Raw genomic sequence first — 18160 nt, forward strand, 5'->3', positions numbered from 1 at the left:
CTGGGCACTGGCGTCCGGTTCGATGTAGTCACGAGCGCCTAGTTTAATCAGCTCTGGTCCATCACCGATAGAGCGGCAACGCGGTGCTCGATGTGCCACTGCACATGCGCGCGGGTGAGCTGGTGCGCCTCCCCCACCAAGTGGGGCGCGTTCGCCGCCAGCTCGGCCACCGCGTCGTCCGCGCCGCGGCTGAGCAACCACATCAGGTGCAGCGACTCCGGATCGATTTCCGCGGCGCCCGGCGGCCGGCACGCGTGGCAGGCCGCCCCGCCCACCGCCGGGTGGAAGGCGTGGTGCGGGCCCGGCGCCCCGCACGCGGCGCACTCGAACAAGCGCGGCGCCCACCCCGCATGCGCCATCGCCTGCAGGAGGAACTCGTCGAGCACCAGCGTTGGCTCATCTGCGTCCTGCAGCCGCTGCAGAGCCGTTATCACCGCGCGGTACAGGTAAGGGTCGCCGCCCGGATCGCTGTGCGCCAGCCGCTCGGCGGACTCGATGACGGCGCAGGCTGCCGTGTAGGACTCGTAGTCATCGATAATGCCCGCGCCGAAAAAGCGAACGGTATCGGCCTGGGTGATCGTGTACAGGTTGCGCCCCGGGTACAGGTTGACGTCGAGGTCCACGAACAGCTGCAGCCGGGAACCGAAGCGCGACTTGGCGCGGCGCACGCCCTTGGCCACCCCACGCACCAAGCCGTGGTGCTCGGTGAGCAGGACGATGACCCGGTCCGCTTCCCCGAAATCGTAACTGCGGACGACCACGGCCCGGTCGCGGAAGGAGGCACGTGCCATGAAGGCCTAGAACCCCAAGCGGCCCAGCGACTTCGGGTCCGACTGCCAGTTCTTCAACACCTTGATGCGTAGGTCAAGGTAGACGTTCTGGCCGAGCAGCTTCATAATCTCCTTGCGGGCGTTGCCCACGATCCGCCGCCAGCGGCGCCCGTCGCGGCCTTCAATGATGCGCTTTTGGCCGGGGCGCTCCAAGTACATGATGGCGTGGATATCCAGCACGCCGTCCCGGGTCTGGCTGGGCAGCATCTCGTCGATCTGAACGGCCACGGAGTGCGGCAGCTCGTCACGCAGGCCCTGGAGTGCGACCTCGCGGATGAGCTCGGCGATACGCGTTTCCTTGTCATCGTCGGTCACGTGCCCTTCCGGATAAAACCGCGGTCCTTCGGGCAGGGCGTCGCTTAAAACATCAACAAGCTCGTCCAGCTGGACCCGCTCCGTCGCGGAGACGGGGATGACCACCGGATCCGAAACCCCGGATTCCTCCAGCAGGTTGTACAGCGCGATGAGCTGGGCGCCGACCTGATCCTTGCTGGCCTTGTCCAGCTTGGTCACCACGCCGATGACCTGCGTCCGCGGGGCCACGGAGCGCACCGAATCCAGAATCCAGCGGTCGCCCGGGCCGATTTTCTCGTCGGCCGGGATGGTCAGGCCGATGACGTCGACGTCGGAGTAGGTCTCCATCACCGCGTCGTTAAGCCGCTCGCCGAGCAGCGTGCGCGGGCGGTGCAGGCCGGGGGTGTCCACCACGATGACCTGGCACTCGTCGCGGTTAACGATGCCCCGGATGGCATGGCGGGTCGTCTCCGGTTGGTCGGCCGTAATGGCAATCTTTTCGCCCACCAGCGCGTTCGTCAGCGTGGACTTGCCGGTGTTCGGGCGGCCCACGAAGCAGACGAAGCCGGACTTGAAGCCCTCCGGGGTGTCCGCGAAGGTCGACGGGAGTACCTGAGCTGGCTCAGACTCCGGGAAAGGGTCATCGAAAGGTGAAGTCATCGACGTCATAGTACTACGTCGCCGCGGCCCTAGAGTTTCTCCGCCGTAAACTGCATGCGCGGCTGGGCGAAGTACTCCTGTGCAGCCACTAGCTGCAGCTCGCGGTAGCCGGAGGCTTCGGTGGTCTCCAACAGGGAGAATACCGAGGACGCCGTGCGCTCCAGCGCCGCCTTCACGTCGCCGGTGTCCACGAAGTGGCCCGTAAACAGCGCCGCGGTGACGTCACCGGTGCCGTTGCGGTGCGTGTCGATGAACGGGGTGGTCACCAAGTACTTCTCATCCCCGTTGACGGCCAGCATTTGGATCTTGCCGGCGTCCTCCGGGTGCTTGACCGAGGTCACCAGCACGGTCTGCGGTCCGATTTCCTGCGCCGCGCGCACCGCGTCCAGCGTCTGCTCGAGGGTTTCTACCGGCTTGTCCGTCAGGTAGCCCAGCTCGAACTGGTTCGGGGTGATGATGTCCGCGGCGGGCACGACCAGATCGCGCAACAGCGGCGGGATCTGCTCGGAGACGAAGCAACCGGTCTCCGAGCTGCCCATCACCGGATCGCACGCGTAGACCGCCTGCGGGTTTTCTTCCTTCACGCGGCGCACGGTCTCCACGATGACCTCGGCGATATCCGATCCGCCCTGGTAGCCGGACAAAATGGCATCGACTTCCGCGAGCGCTCCGCGGCGGGACAGGCCGTCGACCATGTCGCGCACGTCTGCGGCCGGGATGGCGGGGCCGCCCCAGTCGCCGTAGCCGGTGTGGTTGGAAAAGGTGACGGTGTGCAGCGGCCATACTTCGTGGCCGGCGCGCTGCAGGGGAAAGACGGCCGCGGAGTTGCCCACGTGCCCGTAGACGACGTGCGACTGGATCGAAAGGATGCTCATGGGCTACATTTTCGCGCATTTAACCACCGTGCACAAAGCCCATTTTTCGCCGGTGCCAGGCGCGTAGAATTTATAGGCGTACGCCACCTATTTCGAGGAGGTTTCTCCCTACCATGCGCGCTGTTCGCTACTACGGTCAGAAAGATATTCGCGTCGAGGACATCCCGGAGCCGCAGGCCGGCCCCGGCGAGGTGCTCATCAACGTCGGGTGGTGCGGTATCTGCGGCACCGACCTGCACGAGTACCTGGAGGGCCCGATCTTCGTCCCGGCCCCGGGCCACCCGCACCCGATCTCGGGCGAGGACGCCCCGGTGACGTTGGGGCACGAATTCTCCGGCACCGTCGCCGCGCTGGGCGAGGACGTCACCGACCTGGAGGTCGGCCAGAAGGTCGTCGTCGAGCCGTACATCCTGCCTGACGATGTCGACCCAAAGGAAGACGGCCCCTACAACCTGCACCCAGACATGAACTTCATCGGCCTCGCCGGCCGCGGCGGCGGGCTGTCGGAAAAGGTCGCCGTCCAGCGCCGCTGGGTTCACCCGGTCGCAGAGCACGTCGAGCTCGACGAGGCCGCGCTCATCGAGCCGCTGTCCGTGGCGCACCACGCGTTCGCGGCGGCCGATGCCACGGAGGGCGACGTCGCGCTCATCGGCGGTCAAGGCCCCATCGGTGTGCTCACCGCCGCGGTGTGCAAGGCCTACGGGCTCACCGTCATCGTCTCGGAGCCGTCCGAAATCCGCCGTAACCGCGCCCTCGACGCCGGCGTGGCTGACCACGCCATCAACCCGGCCGAGCAGGACCTGCAGGAAGAGATCCGCAAGATCACCAACGGCAAGGGCGTGGACGTCGCCTTCGAGTGCACGTCCGTCAACGTCGTGCTGGACCAGCTCATCGAGGCCCTCAAGCTGCAGGGCACGCTCGTCATCGAGTCAATTTGGTCGAAGAAGGCCGACTTCGACATCCACTCCGTGGTGATGAAGGAACTTACGGTCAAGGGCATCATCGGCTACGCGCACGACCACGAGCAGACCATCCGCCTGGTCAACGAGGGAAAGATCGACCTCAAGCCGTTCATCACCGGCAAGATCGGCCTCGACGAGGTGGTGAGCAAGGGCTTCGACACCCTCATCAACCACAACGAGACCGCGGTGAAGATCCTGGTCTCGCCGGAGCTTTAATCTAAGCGCTTATCCAGGTTTTCGCGCTGCGCCGCCGACGGGAATGCTTCCGGGCCCGTCGGCTTCGGCGGGAAGTCGAGCCCGCTGTCGCGCACGTGGTCGTACCAATCCGCGAGCAGCTCGTTTTGCAGCGCGAACATTTCCTTTTCCTCGGCCGGCGTCGCGTGGTCGTAGCCGAGCAGGTGCAGGCACCCGTGGGTGGTCAGCAGCGCCAGCTCGTGCGCCAGCGAATGGCCGGCCGCCCGCGCCTGTTTCTCCGCGAACTCCGGGCACAGGACGATGTCGCCGAGCATGGCGGCATCGTCAAGTGGAAAACTCATCACGTCCGTGGGGCCTTCTAAGTCCATCCACCGCACGTGCAGGTCCTCGATGGTGCGCAGGTCCACGCACGTGATACTTGCTTCCGCATCCGGGTTGACGTCCATGGCCCCTAAGACGAACGAGGCGACGTCGATGAGCATTTCTTCGTTGATGCCGTCGACCGGGCACTCGTTGAGGAACTCGATACTCACTTCTTTTTCTCCTCGTACATGTCGTATGCGTTGACGATGCGCCCCACCAGTGGGTGGCGGACCACGTCGGCGGCGTCCAGCTCCGCGAAGTAGACGCCTTCTACCCCGCGCAGGATGTCGCGCACGAGCCGCAGCCCGGACGCTTCCCCGCGCGGCAGATCCACCTGGGAAATATCGCCGGTGACCACCACGGTCGAGCCGAAACCGAGGCGGGTAAGGAACATCTTCATCTGCGCGGCGGTCGTATTCTGCGCCTCATCCAGGATGACGAAGGCATCGTTCAAGGTGCGCCCGCGCATGTACGCCAGCGGCGCGACCTCAATGATGCCGGCCTCCAAAAGGCGCGGGATGACTTCCGGATCCAGCATGTCCCGCAATGCATCGTAAAGCGGGCGCAGATACGGGTCGATCTTGTCGTCCAAGGTGCCGGGCAAAAAGCCAAGCTTCTCGCCTGCCTCCACCGCCGGCCGGGTGAGGATGATGCGGCGGATCTGTTTCGCCTGCAGCGCCTGCACCGCCTTGGCCACCGCAAGGTACGTCTTGCCGGAACCGGCCGGCCCGATGCCGAAGACCACCGTGTTGTTGTCAATGGCGTCCACGTAGCGCGCCTGCCCGGCCGTCTTCGGGCGGATGGCCTTGCCACGGCGCGCGACGATGTCCCGGCGAGACGGCACGTGGGAGTCCGCCGCCACGATGTTGGCGGCATAGCGGACCGATTCCTCCGTGACCGGGTTGCCGCGGCGGGCAGACGCCTCCAGCTCCTTGAGGATCTTCTTCGCCCGCGCCACCTCAAAGTCGGGGCCCTTGAGGGTGACCGTCGCGCCACGAGCAAAGACGTCGGCGCCGACCACGTCATGGACCGCGCGGAGGTTTGCGTCAGCCGGCCCGATGACGGCGTCGGCGTACGCGGAATCGAGCTCGAAGGTCTTCGTCACTATCGCCACGGTGCTTCAGGCTACCAGCGCTCGGTCAGCGCCCCTACGGCAGCAAGGGCAACCATCGCGGCCGACGAAGTGCGCAGAACCTGCGGCCCCAGCTTCACCGGACGCGCGCCAGCCTGGGTGAGGATGTCCAGCTCGTCCGGCCCGATGCCGCCTTCCGGCCCGATGATAAGCAGCATGTCAGTAGCGGCCGTGCAGTCGAGGTTCTTGAGAGATTCGGTCGCGTCTTCGTGCAGGACCAGGGCGAGGTCGGCCTCGGCAATGCGCGCGGCCAATTGCTTCGTGGTCAGCGGACCGGAGACCTCCGGCACGCGGGGGCGACGCGACTGTTTGGCCGCCGCAGCCGCGTTGTCCTGCCACTTTTTCAGCGCCTTCGGGATCTTCTTGCCGTCCCACTTGGCCACGCAGCGGTCCGCGGCCCACGCCACGATGGCATCCGCGCCGGCCTGGGTGGCCAGGTCGACGGCAAGATCCGCGTGCCCGGCTTTCGGTATCGCCTGCACGACCGTCACGGCCGGCTGTGGCAAGGGTTCACGCTCGTGCGTGACGATGCTCCCCCGCAGCACCTCTTTGCCCTCTACCGCGGTCACCTCCACCACGGCGGTCACCCCGGCGCCATCGCTCAGCGCGACGCGCTCACCCACCGCAGTCCGCTTGACGGTCACGGCATGACGGCCTTCGGCGCCGTCGAGGGTGATGGAATCGCCGACCGAGTAGCTGGCAAGATCCGGGAAGATGAAGACGGGCAGCGACATGGCGGTTAGAAGCGCAGCTTTCCGCGCAGGCGGGAGAAGAAGGACTCCTCCTGCCCGTCGCCCTCGGCTTTAACCTTGGCGTCATCGCTGCGGTGATCGCGCAGCTTTTCCAAAAGGTCCTGCGAGGTCTTGTCCAGATCGCGCGGGACCACCACGTCGATGTGGGCGAAGAGCTTGCCGTAGCCATCGGTGCGCAGGCGCGGCATGCCCGCATCCGCGATCGTGATGGACTCACCCGGCTGCGTGCCCGGATCCACGTCGACCGCGAGGTCTTCACCGGACAGCTGCGGCACGGTGCAGGTAGTGCCCAAGGCGGCGTCGACCATCGGCACGCGCAGGGTGACGTGCAGGTCGTCGGCGTCGCGCTCGAAAACCTCGTGCGGGGTGGTGTGCACCTCTACGTAGAGATCACCGGCCGGGCCACCGCCGTGGCCGACCTCGCCCTGGCTGGCCATGCGGATCCGCATGCCATTGCCGATGCCCGCCGGAATGTTCACCGTCAGATCGCGGCGCTTCTTCACGCGGCCATCGCCGCCGCAGTGGTTGCACGGGTCCTTGATGATTTCGCCGAAGCCCTGGCACTGCGGGCACGGGCGCGCCGTCATGACCTGGCCGAGCAGCGAGCGCTGCATCTCCTGAATTTCACCGGAGCCATGGCAGTGATTACAGGTGACCGGCTTGTCCTTGGAATTGGACCCGGTGCCCTGGCACCTGTCGCACAGCACCGCGGTGTCCACGGTGACTTCCTTCTTCAGGCCCGTGTAGGCCTCTTCCAGAGTGATCTGCGTGCGAAGAAGCGCGTCGTTACCGGGCTGCACGCGCGAACGCGGACCGCGGGAAGCGCCGGCCCCGCCGCCGAAGAACTCCGCAAAGATGTCGCCCAGGCCGCCGAAACCAGCGCCTGCGCCAGCCCCGGCGCCCGCGCCCCGCTGCTCCATCGGATCGCCGCCCATATCGACGATCTGGCGCTTTTGCGGATCCAGCAGCACTTCCTGCGCGACGGAGATCTCGCGGAACTTCTCCGCGGCCTCCTCGTTGTCGGGATTTACGTCTGGGTGGTACTTGCGGGCGAGTTTGCGGTACGCCTTCTTAATCTGCTGATCGGTGGCAGATTTGTCCACGCCGAGAATGCCGTAATAATCACGAGCCACGAGTTGTAACTTTCCTTTGCTAACGAGGGTTCAGTCTAAATTCACACGCGGTATCGAGAGTCTACTACCGAGGACCCACGATATCGCTGACGTACCTGGCAACAGCAGACACCCGGGCAATTGTTCCCGGATAGTCCATAAAGGTCGGGCCCACCACGCCCATGCCCCCGAGCGTCTCCCCGTCCGCGCCATACGCGGCCGAGACTACCGAGGAACCGCGCAGCTGGTCCTCCTCGTGCTCGTCGCCGATGACGACCGCCACGTCCCCCATCTCTGGGACCCGCGCGAGGAGCTTGAGCAGCGTGACCTGTTCCTCCAGCGCCTCGATAAGGGTGGGCAGTCCCTGGGCGAAGGTGGCGGGCACGCGGGTGAGGTTCGATGCGCCCGCCATGAGCAGCCTGTCCGTCGGGTGATCGACCAGGGTTTCGGCCAAGGTCGTGGCCGCCGGGACAATGTAGTCGGCGAGGTCGGAGGGGGCGGCATCGGCAAGCGCGGCCAGCTGCGAGGACGCCTCCCGGAACGTCTTTCCCACCAACGCCTGGTTCAACGCGTCACGCAAGCGGACCGTGTCCGCCTCGTCGATAGGCTGGGCCAGATCCACGTTGCGCTGATCCACTCGGCCGGCGTCCGTGATGAGTACCAGCAGCAGACGCACCGGCGACAACGCCACCACCTCACAGTGTTTCACCCGCGAGACCTGGAGGTTCGGCATCTGCACCACCGCCGCCTGGCGGGTCACCTGCGCGAGCAGCTGCGCGGAACGGTAGAGCACGTCCTCGACGTCCACGCCTCGTTCCAAGAAGGAGACCATCGCGGTGCGCTCCGCCGAAGACAACGGCTTAACGTCGTGCAGGCTGTCCACGAACTGCCGGTAGCCCTTTTGCGTGGGCACACGGCCCGAGCTGGCGTGCGGCTGGGTAATGAGCCCCTCGGATTCCAACACCGCCATGTCGTTGCGGATGGTCGCCGACGACACCCCCAGCTGATAGCGCTCCACCAGGGACTTCGAGCCGACCGGTTCCTGCGAGGCAATGAAATCCGCGACGATCGCGCGCAACACGTCGCCGCGGCGCTTGTCCGTGATAGACGACATCCCGGAAATCACCTCCCTTAACAACCCATGAGTATAACTACTGCTCTTCGGCCACTAGGAGGTCCGTGACGATGCCATCGGCAAGCAGCCGGCCCGAATCGGTGACCCAGATCCGATCGTCGTCGGCGCTGAGGAGCCCGCGATCCAGGTACGACCGCAGCGCCGGGGTGTCCGCCACCCAGTCGCGCGGGATGCCCTCCTTCAGGCGCAGCCCCAGCATCACCCGCTCGGTGTGGCGGTCATGTGGCGTGAGCGTCTCCGTCCCGCCGATAGGCAGCTCCCCCTCCGCCAACATCCGCGAGTAGCGGGCGGGGTGTTTGACGTTGTAAAAGCGCTCATCGCCCAGGTGCGAATGCGCACCCGGACCCGCACCCCACCAGTCGCCGTCGCGCCAGTAGATGCGATTGTGCTCGCACTCGCCGCCCGGCTTCGCCCAGTTGGAGACCTCGTACCAGTCATATCCAACCTTCTCGAGGGCGTTCGCGATGAGCTGGTAACGCCGGGCCATCACATCCTCGTCCGGGGCGGGCAGCTCCCTCTTGGACACCTTGCGGTACATGCGCGTGCCCCTTTCCACGATGAGCGAATAGGCGCTGACGTGGTCGACGCCGGTCTCGATGACCTTCTCCACCGTCTGGGCGAGATCCTCATCCGTCTCAGTAGGCGTCGCGTAAATCATGTCCAGATTGACGTGCTCGAAACCCGCGTCCTGGGCCTCGCGGGCGGCGGCGAAGGCCCGGCCCGGGGTGTGGGCGCGCTCTAAGACCTGCAGCACGTGCGGCGCGGCCGACTGCATGCCCAGCGACACGCGGTTGAATCCCGCCTCGCGGATGCCGGCGAAATAGTCGGGAGAGGTGGATTCCGGGTTCGATTCGGTGGTCACCTCCGCGCCGGGGGCCAGGCCGAACGTGTTCCGGACCGTGGTGAGGATGCGGCTAAGGCCCGCGGCACCGAGAAGCGACGGGGTGCCGCCGCCGACGAACACTGTCTGGGCGGGCGTGCGGACCTTCTGTGCGGCGATGTCGAGCTCGCGGTCTAAGGCATCGAGGTAGCCGGAAACGTTGTGGCCCGCTCCGCCGAGCTCGCCGGGAGTGTAGGTATTGAAATCGCAATAACCGCAGCGGGTCGCACAAAACGGGACGTGGATATACAGCCCAAACATGACAGGCACCCTCTCACAAACGATTTAGTACTCGCGAAAGTTTATTGTGTACTCTGAAGTGATAAAAACCCAGCTACACAGTGCAGGAAGGCGGCTTTTTCAAGTGGAACCTCCGAGTCGATGTCCCAGCGGCGCAACAGAAGCTGGGGGCTGGTAAATGCTGACCTCGGTTCTCATGGTCGTCGCTGGGATAATAGTCATCGGTCTCCTCATCGCTGCTAACGGGTACTTCGTCGCCCAGGAATTCGCGTTCATGTCCGTCGACCGAACACAGCTGCGCTCCCTGGCCGCCGGCGGTGACCGCCCCGCCCAACGGGCGCTCAACATCACCACCCAAACCTCGTTCATGCTGTCCGGCGCCCAGCTCGGCGTCACCGTCACCGGCCTTCTGGTCGGCTACGTAGCCGAGCCGCTCGTGGGTGAGGGCTTGGGACAGCTCCTGGGTGGAACGGCGATGGCGGTGGGCATCGGCACGCTTGTGGCACTCGCCCTATCCACCGTCGCGTCTATGCTGTTCGCGGAGCTGTTTCCGAAGAACTACACCATCGCTACCCCGATGAAGTCCGCCAAGGCTCTGTCCCGCTCCACGAGCCTGTACCTGCGGATCTTTGGTCCGCTCATCCGGTTTTTCGAGTTCTCGTCGAACGCCATCCTCAAAGTCTTCGGTATCGAACCAGTCGAAGACGTCGATTCCTCCGCGACCACGGACGACCTGGAATCCATCGTGGAGTCGTCCCACGAAACCGGCGATCTGGACAACGAGACCTACATGGTCTTGGACCGCCTGCTGGACTTTCCCGAGCACGACGTCGAGCACGCCATGATTCCGCGGTCCCGCACCGACGTGGTCGAGCCCGACACCCCACTGTCTGAGGTCCGCGATCTCATGGCGCAGAACCACTCCCGCTACCCCGTCATCGACGATGACCACAACCCCGTCGGCGTGGTGCACCTGATGGACCTGCTGACCACGCCGCAGCGTGCCGATGCCCCGGTGCGCGAGGTCATGCGCGCGGCCCTCGTCGTGCCGGAGCTCATGCCGCTTCCCGATGTCGTGACCGAGCTGCGCGACAACGACGAGAAGATGGCGTGCGTCATCGACGAGTACGGCGGATTCGTCGGCATCGTGACCATGGAGGACCTGGCCGAGGAGATCCTCGGCGATGTCAGCGACGAGCACGACATCGAAGAATCCGAGGAAATTACCGAGCAGGACGACTCGCACTGGCTTGTCGATGGCGACACGCCCCTCGACGAGGTGGAACGCGCCATCGGACACGCGCTGCCCGAGGGCGATTTCGAGACCGTCGCCGGGCTGCTTATCTCCGAGACCGGGGGTCTGATGGAAGTCGGCGAGCAGCACGACATCGACCTAGCGGCTGAGCCGGACGACTGGGTGGAGGCTGACAACGCGCCGACGCGGCGCCTGCACGTCACCGTCCGCGAGATTGACCGGCACGTGCCGTCGTCGCTGGCCTTGGAGCTCATCGAAGAACGTGAGGAGGACGAGTAATGCTGCAGTTTTTGCTGACTGTGCTCATCATCGTGGCATCCGGCTTCTTCGTCATCATCGAGTTCGCGACGATGGGCGCGCGGCGCAACCGCTTGGAAGAGTCCGCCGAGACCTCTAGGTCTGCCCGCGCCGGACTGCGCTCGCTCAATGAGCTCACCGTGATGCTGGCGGGCGCGCAGCTGGGGATTACCGCGGCCACCTTCGCCCTCGGTGCGGTGACGAAGCCGTGGGTGCACGAAATGCTCACGCCGGTGCTGACTGCGCTGTCGCTGCCGGCGGGCATTGCCGATGTCGCCTCCTTCGTCCTCGCCCTGTTCGTGGTGACGTTTTTGCACCTCGTCCTGGGCGAGATGGCGCCTAAGTCGTGGGCGATTGCCCACCCGGAACGGGCCCTGCAGGTCGTCGCGCCGCTCGCGCGCGGCTGGGTCTGGCTGTTCCGACCGCTGCTCAACTGGATTAACCGCGCGGCCAATGGGTTAGTCCGGATGGTCGGTGAAGATCCCGTCGACCGCGCTGCGGCGGCGGGTTACGACGCCGACACGTTGCGGACCCTGGTCGAGCACTCCCGGGAGACCGGGGCCATGGATGACACCTCGGCCTCGCAGATTACCGGTGTCATCGAGCTGGAGGCGTCGACCGCAAAGGCGCTGGCGCGGAAGGTCGGATCGGAGATTGTGCCGCTCCCGTCTGACGCGACCGTGGCTGACATGCACAAGTTGGCCGCGCAGGAGCAAATAATGCGCGTGCTGGTCTCCGACCGCACCTCGCGTGTGCCCCGCGTCGTCCACGTCCGCGACACCCTCCTCGCCGCGCCCGAGACACCGCTGAGTGAGTTGTCCCGACCGGTCCTGACCGTGGCGGGAACCACCACCGTCCAGCACACGCTCGACCATATGCGTGCGCGCAACGAGCAGATCGTCGTCGTGGGCAAGGCCGACAAGGCCCACGCCGTCTGGACGTTGACGTGGGATAACATAATGGGCCAGCTGTGGCCACAAATCGCCGAAGAATTACGAGCTGTGGATAAATCTGGCACTAAAACTGGTCGCGGATAGCTAGTTATCCACAGGCTGCGCTGGGAAGTCTTGCCAGCTTGACCGTGATGGTCTTAGGTTCAAAGGCGTGAATAAAGCAGCAGACTTACTCGCCCGCCTAGCCACGTGCGGCCTCGCCATAGCCGAGCTGGCCTACCGACACGGCCTTGACGCCACCGCGGGCCTTGATGCTGCCACCGTCCGGTCCTACACCGCGATAGGCCAGAGCCTGTTCGGCCCCTGTTCAGAGCCCAAGGTGCGCGCCCAAGTGTTGGAGCACGCCGCCGAGTTCCCCATCACCCGCCTGCAGGTCATCCACAAAGCCGCCCGCCAACTTCACCGCGACGCAGACATCACCCGCTGGCAACTACGCCTCGAACTCGCCGAACGCCACGAGCTGACCATCGACCAGCTACGCGAATACGCCCGCAACCGTGTGCGCGAACTCAACCAGAAGACCGGAACAAAGCCCGTACGCAGCCTGGTTATCGGCCGCGACATCGACGCCACCGGCAGGCGAACCGCCCTGCTGAAACTACCGGCCGCCGAAATGGCCAAACTGGAAAAGAAAATCCGGCGCATGACCGCCAAACGCGGCAACGTACCTGAAGACATCGCCATGGGCAACGCCATGTGGGCACTGCTGCAAGGAAAAGCCTCCCCGAAGACCGACCAAGAGAAGACACCCGAGCCGACGTTTCTGATCAAAGCCGAAGACCTCGTCGGCAACGGCAACGGGGAACTAGTGGCCACGGACGGCACGATCATCGACGCCCAGTCCTACCTGAACTCGCAGTTAGGCCGGTACGGGTGGGCGATGATCTACGACAAGAACGCCCAGCCGGTCAACCTCCACCGGCTCGAGCGGTTCGCCAACACCACACAGCGAACGATGTTGGCCATCGACCAGGGTGAATGCGCCTGGCCGGGATGCCGCAGAAAAGCCATCTACGCCAAAGCCCACCACATCAACGCCTGGAAACACGGCGGAGCCACCAACCTCAACAACCTGGTGGCACTCTGCGGGCCGCACAACGCCCGAAACGATGACGACCCGAACTCACCGCCCAAAAACGGCAGGATAGGAAAAGACCCCGACGGCCACCCATGCTGGTACCCACCTGACGGCGGACCACCGCAGTACAACGACGGGATCCACACCCAACAATCCGGGCGAGCGTGGGCAGTTAAGCAGTCTGATTAGTGCCCTTTTGGGCTGCCCGCTTTGCGGCGACTTTCGCCACGATGGCATTTACCCGTGCGCGTTCCTCGAGGAACGCGGGCAGGTTATGTCCGCGCATCGTCCTGACGTAGGCACGGTGACGGTTAACGACGGTTGCCTGCCAACCATCGGCAGCTGCCTGCGCGAGACGGCCCACGCGGTTGTAGAGGTGAGGCAAAGACACCATGTCTAGATTCCGCGCGACGGAATCGGTCTGCTCCAACACGTAGTCCACGAGGTCGCGCAGGAAGTCAGCCGTCGAAGAAGTCCGGGACTGCAACGCGGCGGCTAGCTGGTGCACCACAAGCGGCGGGCCGTCGATGGGGTGCATGTCCTCCAGACGGGCAGCGTCGAGGGCGCGCGGCGCCTCGACGTCGAAACGTCCAGACGAAGTGGCCGAAATCGTCCCCGACCGAACCCCAGACACCAGCGCCTGCCGCAGACCGATAAGCTCCCCGACCACTCGTCCGGCGTCCACCCGCGCGTCCGCGACGATGTCGCCGAGCTCTGCCAAGCAGTCGACCGCCAGATCGGGGTCCCAGTCCTCAATGGCTTCAATGAGGTGCTCCAAGTACTCCGCGACCTCATCGCCAATGTTGTAGATTTCCTGAGTCAGCTCGCGATGGCGCAGCTCGGCAGCAAGCTTGTGCATAGGGTGTGGCCGCTCCTTCCCGCGAGCAAAGTTTCAAGTACAGGTTGAGACGCCTGCTGACTTTAGGCGACGGCGGCGCCGAAACCTTACCGACGCGCCGACTTTCCTCACAGGTTTCTTTTAACGCGAGTAGAGCTGGTCGATGGCGTCGGCATACCGCTGCGCCACGACGTAACGCTTGACCTTCATTGTCGGGGTCAGCTCGTTGTCTTCCTCGGTCAGGTCGGAATCCAGAATGTAGAACTTCTTAATCCGCTCAGCGTGGGAGACGGTCGAGTTCACGTCGTTGATGGCGTCTTGGATTTCCGCGCGCAAGGTCGGGTCCGCGGACAGGTCTTTGATGGAGGTGTTTTTATCGATGTGGTGGTCGAGCTTCCAGCGCTCCAAGACTTCATCGTCAAGCGTCAGCAAAAGCCCCACGAACGGCTTACCGTCGCCGACGACCATGGCCTGCGAAATCAGCGGGTGCGAGCGCAGCCCGTCTTCCATAGGTCCGGGCGAGACGTTCTTGCCGCCCGCAGTCACGATGAGGTCCTTCTTCCGGCCCGTAATAATTAGGTGTCCGGAGTCGAGGATTTCACCCAGGTCGCCGGTGTTGTACCACCCGTCCTGGATAGCCGCCTCGGTGGCCTCTGGGTTGTTCCAGTACCCCTTGAAGACGATGTCGCCCTTGATGCAGACCTCGCCCTCGTCATTGATGCGGATGGTCACTCCCCCGACCGGTGGTCCGACCGTGCCAATCTTCTGATTTTCAAAGTCCACCGCCGCCGCCGCAGCGACCTCGGTCAGGCCGTAGCCTTCGTAGACCGGCACCCCGATGCCGCGGAACCAGTGCAGCAGGTCGTGGCTCATGGCTGAGCCGCCGGTGATGCAGTACTTCACCGAGCCGCCGATGCCGTCACGGATGCGGTCGTAGACCAAGCGGCTGTACATCTTCCGCTTGGCCGTAAGGATGCGCCCCGGCCCCTGCGGCGTATCGAATGCCTTGGAGTATTCCACTGCCGTCTTCGACGCGGCCCGGAAAATACCGGCGGTCACGGGGTTTGCGCTTTCGGCCTTCTGCGAGGCGGCGTTGTAGAGCTTTTCGAAAACGCGGGGAACGCCCAGGATGAGGTTCGGGCGGGAGCGGGCGAACTCCATCGGCAGGGTGCCGAAGTCGGGCCAGTGGTTCTGCGTCGCCCCAGACAAAAGGACCGCGGTAGATACCGCGTGGGAAAACACGTGCGCGAGCGGCAGGAACGTCAGGACCCGGGCGCCGGGCACGGCGATCTGTCCAATCGGGTTGGTCAGCAGGCCGCGCGCCTCGGCGAGCCAGTTGCGGTGGGTGAGCATGCAACCCTTGGGCCGGCCGGTGGTGCCGGAGGTGTAGACAATGCTGGCGACGTCCTCGGCGCAGGCATCCGCCACGCGCTTGTCGATGTCCGCGTCGTCCACCCCGCGACCTTCAAACTTCAGCGTGTCCACGGCGGAGGCATTAATTTCCAGCAGGCGGGCCAGCTGGGACGTCGAGTCCTTTAGTCCGGGCTGACCGTCTGCATCGAGAAGCAGATGCTCGAACAGTTCGGACTGTTCGCGGGTCTCGGTGATGGCGAAGACGGCGCCGGAGTCTTCGACGATCCACCGGACCTGGGACAGGGACGAGCTGGGGTAGATGGGGACGACGATGCCGCCGGCGGCCCAGATGGCGAAGTCGAGCAGGGTCCACTCGTAGCGCGTGCTGGCCATCAGCACGACGCGGTCGCCCGGCTGAACGCCAGCGGCGACAAAACCCTTGGCCGTGTCGAAGACCTCGCGAATAAACTCGCGGGAGGTGACGTTGACCCATTCGTAGGTTGCCGGTCGGGTAAACATGACGCCGTTCGGCCGGGCCTCGGCGGTGGCCATGGCCGCCTTGACGCATGTCTCGTCGGCGAGAACTTCGAACTTTGCTGGGGTATGTACTTCCCGTTTCGTCATTGCAAGGACCCTTCCGCGTCTATCAGGCAGTCCAAATAACTGTAGCAACCGGTAGATTGTCCGATGTGACTACGCGCCAGCTGCTCGAGGAGCTCGCCAGCCGCTACGGGGTTGCCGTTTCCTACTCCAACCAGGCCAAACAGACGATCACCGCCGACGACGACACGTTAGTTTCGATTCTAAAATCTTTGGGCGTTTCGCTAAGCCCCGCGCCCACCTCAGACGAGCTAACTACCGCCTTGTACTTCGAACACCTCAACCGCGCGCGCCGGCCGTTGCCTCCCTGCGTGGTCGTCCCGTCTTGGGAAGGCCGCAAGTTCGTGGTCCACGTCCCAGACGGTGAGCCCGCCGAGGTGGTCTTCCAGCTGGAAGACGGCACGGCGCGGGCCGCGCGGCAGCTACCCAACGACACTCCCCCGACCGATGGTTGGGGCGAGGCGACCTTCCAGATCCCGGCCGATCTCCCCCACGGCTATCACCAGATCGAGCTCAACGGCGGTGAGACGTGCCCGCTCATCGTCACGCCGGCGCGGCTAGACAACGCTGCCACGCCCCAGACCGGGGTCATGGCGCAGATCTACTCGGTCCGTTCCCGCGGCTCCTGGGGCATGGGCGATTTCCACGACATCGGGCTGCTGGCCGAGACCGTGGCGCACAAGGCGGGAGCGGACTTCCTACTCATCAACCCTCTCCACGCCGCCGAGCCGAGCCCGCCGGTGGAAGACTCCCCGTACCTGCCCACAACCCGGCGCTTCCTCAACCCCATCTACCTGCGCATTGAAGACGTCCCGGAGCTTACGCTTCTCGATGCCGCCTCCCGCGCCGACGTCGCCGACATCGCCGCAGAGTTCCAGCAGCGCAACCGCTCGGCAGACCGCATCAACCGCGACGAGATCTACGCGGCGAAGCTGCATGTCCTCCGCGACCTTTACCGCCTGGACTGGGCGCGGGAAAGAACCGACGCGTTCCGTGAGTTCACCCGCCGCGAGGGCGAGTACCTCCAGCGTTTTGCCGAATGGTGCGCGGACTTCGACGCCACGGCCGACCCGGACTTTTACGCGTGGCTGCAGTTCCTCTGCGACGAGCAGCTCGCCGCCGCGCACCGGCGCGCCAAGGACGCGGGCATGCGCACCGGTCTCATCACGGATCTCGCCGTGGGCGTCCACCCCGCCGGCGCGGACGCGGCCATCCTGAGCGAGGTCCTCGCCCCAGACGTCACGGTCGGGGCGCCGCCGGACCCGTACAACCAGCAGGGCCAGGACTGGTCCCAGCCGCCGTGGCACCCCACCCGCCTGGCGGAGACGGGTTATCGTCCCTGGTCGGACATGCTGCGGGCGGTGCTGCGCCACGCCGGTGGCGTGCGCGTGGACCACATCCTGGGCCTGTTCCGCCTGTTTTGGATCCCCCGCGGCGGCACCCCGCGCACCGGCACGTACGTCCACTACGACTTTGAGGCGATGCTCGGCATCTTGGCACTGGAAGCGGAACGCGCCGGCGCTTTGTTCATCGGCGAGGACTTGGGCACCACCGAACCGTGGGTGCGCCAGTACCTCGCGGACAAGGGGGTCTTCGGCACCTCGGTGGTCTGGTTCGAGCGCACCGCCGACAAGGAGCATGCCCTGCCCCGGGAGCAGTACCGGCGCTTGTCGATGGCGTCAGTAGGCACCCACGATCTCCCACCCACGCTGGCGTATGTGCGTGGGAGCCACAACGAACTGCGCCACCGGCTCGGGGTCTTAGACTGCAGTCTGGACGACGCTGTTGCCGCCGACCGCGCCTGGCAGGAGCGCGTTTTCTCCGAGGTCGGCGCGGTAGACGGCGACGACACCGACAAGATGGCCGCCCTGCACGAGTACGTCGCGGGTTCGCCTGCCTTACTGACCTGCACGTCGCTGGTGGATCTGGTCGGCGATGTCCAGACGCAGAACCAGCCGGGCACGACTGTCAGTGTCTACCCCAACTGGCAGCTGCCGCTGTGCAACTCGGATGGCGAGCCGGTGCTCATCGAGGATCTCGGGGCGGATCCGCTCTTTTCGAAGATCGCTAGTGCAGCGTCCCGATGAGCGCGGCGACGATGACGAGCCCGATAAGCACCTTGAGCGCGGTGCTGACCTGAGACTTCGGCAGCGCGCGGCGCCGACGCGGCGGGCGCTCGGGGTCCCAGAGACCTTCCCGGGGATCGTTGTCAGTCATCGGTTCCTTTCGGCACGGCATCGATAAGCTTCATCTCCACCCATGCCGCGGCGGACAGAAGCGGCAGCAAGACTGCCAAGACGACCGGAAGCTGCACCCAGACGGGGGCGTCAACCACCAGTTGCGTGAGTGCGTCCAA

18 protein-coding genes are annotated in these 18160 nt (G+C 65.1%); 5 read left to right on the top strand and 13 right to left on the bottom strand.

Translation table 11 applies throughout. From position 1 onward, the window contains the following. Positions 1-47 precede the first annotated feature (47 nt). The 3 genes from recO to pdxY are packed head-to-tail and all read right to left on the bottom strand — an operon-like array spanning position 48 to position 2659. The gene (recO, locus tag CMASS_RS07630; RefSeq protein WP_022863280.1) at positions 48-791 is read right to left on the bottom strand and encodes a DNA repair protein RecO; all 744 of its coding nucleotides are present in this window, start codon (positions 789-791) and stop codon (positions 48-50) included. 6 nt (positions 792-797) lie between these two features. Further along, positions 798-1784, bottom strand: coding sequence for a GTPase Era (gene era / locus CMASS_RS07635; RefSeq protein WP_027018726.1), 987 nt, complete (start codon positions 1782-1784; stop codon positions 798-800). Between the two features lie 29 nt (positions 1785-1813). Next, a complete protein-coding gene (pdxY, locus tag CMASS_RS07640) occupies positions 1814-2659 on the bottom strand; it encodes a pyridoxal kinase PdxY (RefSeq protein ID WP_022863278.1) in 846 nt (281 codons plus the stop codon). A gap of 113 nt (positions 2660-2772) precedes the next feature. Here pdxY and CMASS_RS07645 point away from each other — a divergent pair, with 113 nt between their 5' ends. Further along, positions 2773-3837 (top strand): 2,3-butanediol dehydrogenase, encoded by a 1065-nt coding sequence (locus tag CMASS_RS07645; RefSeq protein WP_022863277.1) that lies wholly within the window; start codon positions 2773-2775, stop codon positions 3835-3837. On the opposite strand, the gene ybeY is transcribed toward CMASS_RS07645, so the two are convergent. From ybeY to hemW, 6 genes are all read right to left on the bottom strand, one after another. Next, positions 3834-4349: an rRNA maturation RNase YbeY gene (gene ybeY / locus CMASS_RS07650; RefSeq protein ID WP_022863276.1), complete on the bottom strand. Its 516-nt coding sequence runs from the start codon at positions 4347-4349 to the stop codon at positions 3834-3836. The genes CMASS_RS07645 and ybeY overlap by 4 nt on opposite strands. Continuing rightward, positions 4346-5293: a PhoH family protein gene (locus CMASS_RS07655; RefSeq protein WP_027018725.1), complete on the bottom strand. Its 948-nt coding sequence runs from the start codon at positions 5291-5293 to the stop codon at positions 4346-4348. Before CMASS_RS07655 ends, ybeY begins: the two co-directional genes overlap by 4 nt. Positions 5294-5304: 11 nt before the next feature. After that, positions 5305-6045, bottom strand: coding sequence for a 16S rRNA (uracil(1498)-N(3))-methyltransferase (locus CMASS_RS07660; RefSeq protein WP_022863274.1), 741 nt, complete (start codon positions 6043-6045; stop codon positions 5305-5307). 5 nt (positions 6046-6050) lie between these two features. Continuing rightward, positions 6051-7196: a molecular chaperone DnaJ gene (gene dnaJ, locus CMASS_RS07665; protein ID WP_022863273.1), complete on the bottom strand. Its 1146-nt coding sequence runs from the start codon at positions 7194-7196 to the stop codon at positions 6051-6053. Between the two features lie 64 nt (positions 7197-7260). Continuing rightward, on the bottom strand, positions 7261-8289 hold the full coding sequence (hrcA, locus tag CMASS_RS07670; RefSeq protein ID WP_022863272.1) for a heat-inducible transcriptional repressor HrcA: 1029 nt from the start codon (positions 8287-8289) through the stop codon (positions 7261-7263). A gap of 37 nt (positions 8290-8326) precedes the next feature. Beyond that, on the bottom strand, positions 8327-9451 hold the full coding sequence (gene hemW, locus CMASS_RS07675; protein WP_022863271.1) for a radical SAM family heme chaperone HemW: 1125 nt from the start codon (positions 9449-9451) through the stop codon (positions 8327-8329). 157 nt (positions 9452-9608) lie between these two features. Here hemW and CMASS_RS07680 point away from each other — a divergent pair, with 157 nt between their 5' ends. The 3 genes from CMASS_RS07680 (at position 9609) to CMASS_RS07690 (ending at position 13202) form a co-directional block, all read left to right on the top strand. Beyond that, positions 9609-10964 (top strand): hemolysin family protein, encoded by a 1356-nt coding sequence (locus CMASS_RS07680; RefSeq protein ID WP_022863270.1) that lies wholly within the window; start codon positions 9609-9611, stop codon positions 10962-10964. Beyond that, a complete protein-coding gene (locus CMASS_RS07685) occupies positions 10964-12019 on the top strand; it encodes a CNNM domain-containing protein (RefSeq protein ID WP_022863269.1) in 1056 nt (351 codons plus the stop codon). Before CMASS_RS07680 ends, CMASS_RS07685 begins: the two co-directional genes overlap by 1 nt. Positions 12020-12086: 67 nt before the next feature. Beyond that, positions 12087-13202, top strand: coding sequence for an HNH endonuclease signature motif containing protein (locus CMASS_RS07690; protein WP_273665888.1), 1116 nt, complete (start codon positions 12087-12089; stop codon positions 13200-13202). Here CMASS_RS07690 and CMASS_RS07695 read toward each other — a convergent pair. Together CMASS_RS07695 and CMASS_RS07700 are read right to left on the bottom strand one after the other, a co-directional pair. Beyond that, positions 13186-13872 (bottom strand): hypothetical protein, encoded by a 687-nt coding sequence (locus CMASS_RS07695; RefSeq protein WP_022863267.1) that lies wholly within the window; start codon positions 13870-13872, stop codon positions 13186-13188. The genes CMASS_RS07690 and CMASS_RS07695 overlap by 17 nt on opposite strands. 120 nt (positions 13873-13992) lie before the next feature. After that, positions 13993-15828 (bottom strand): AMP-dependent synthetase/ligase, encoded by a 1836-nt coding sequence (locus CMASS_RS07700; protein ID WP_022863266.1) that lies wholly within the window; start codon positions 15826-15828, stop codon positions 13993-13995. 65 nt (positions 15829-15893) lie between these two features. Here CMASS_RS07700 and CMASS_RS07705 point away from each other — a divergent pair, with 65 nt between their 5' ends. Further along, entirely contained in the window at positions 15894-17891 is a 1998-nt protein-coding gene (locus CMASS_RS07705; RefSeq protein WP_022863265.1) for a 4-alpha-glucanotransferase, read from the top strand. Here CMASS_RS07705 and CMASS_RS07710 read toward each other — a convergent pair. Together CMASS_RS07710 and CMASS_RS07715 are read right to left on the bottom strand one after the other, a co-directional pair. Continuing rightward, on the bottom strand, positions 17872-18021 hold the full coding sequence (locus CMASS_RS07710; RefSeq protein WP_022863264.1) for a hypothetical protein: 150 nt from the start codon (positions 18019-18021) through the stop codon (positions 17872-17874). The genes CMASS_RS07705 and CMASS_RS07710 overlap by 20 nt on opposite strands. Further along, on the bottom strand, positions 18014-18160 hold the full coding sequence (locus tag CMASS_RS07715; protein WP_022863263.1) for a hypothetical protein: 147 nt from the start codon (positions 18158-18160) through the stop codon (positions 18014-18016). The genes CMASS_RS07710 and CMASS_RS07715 overlap by 8 nt, the downstream gene beginning before the upstream one ends.

Origin of the sequence: Corynebacterium massiliense DSM 45435 (assembly GCF_028609805.1) — a bacterium.
In the GTDB taxonomy this organism is placed as follows: Bacteria; Actinomycetota; Actinomycetes; order Mycobacteriales; family Mycobacteriaceae; genus Corynebacterium; species Corynebacterium massiliense.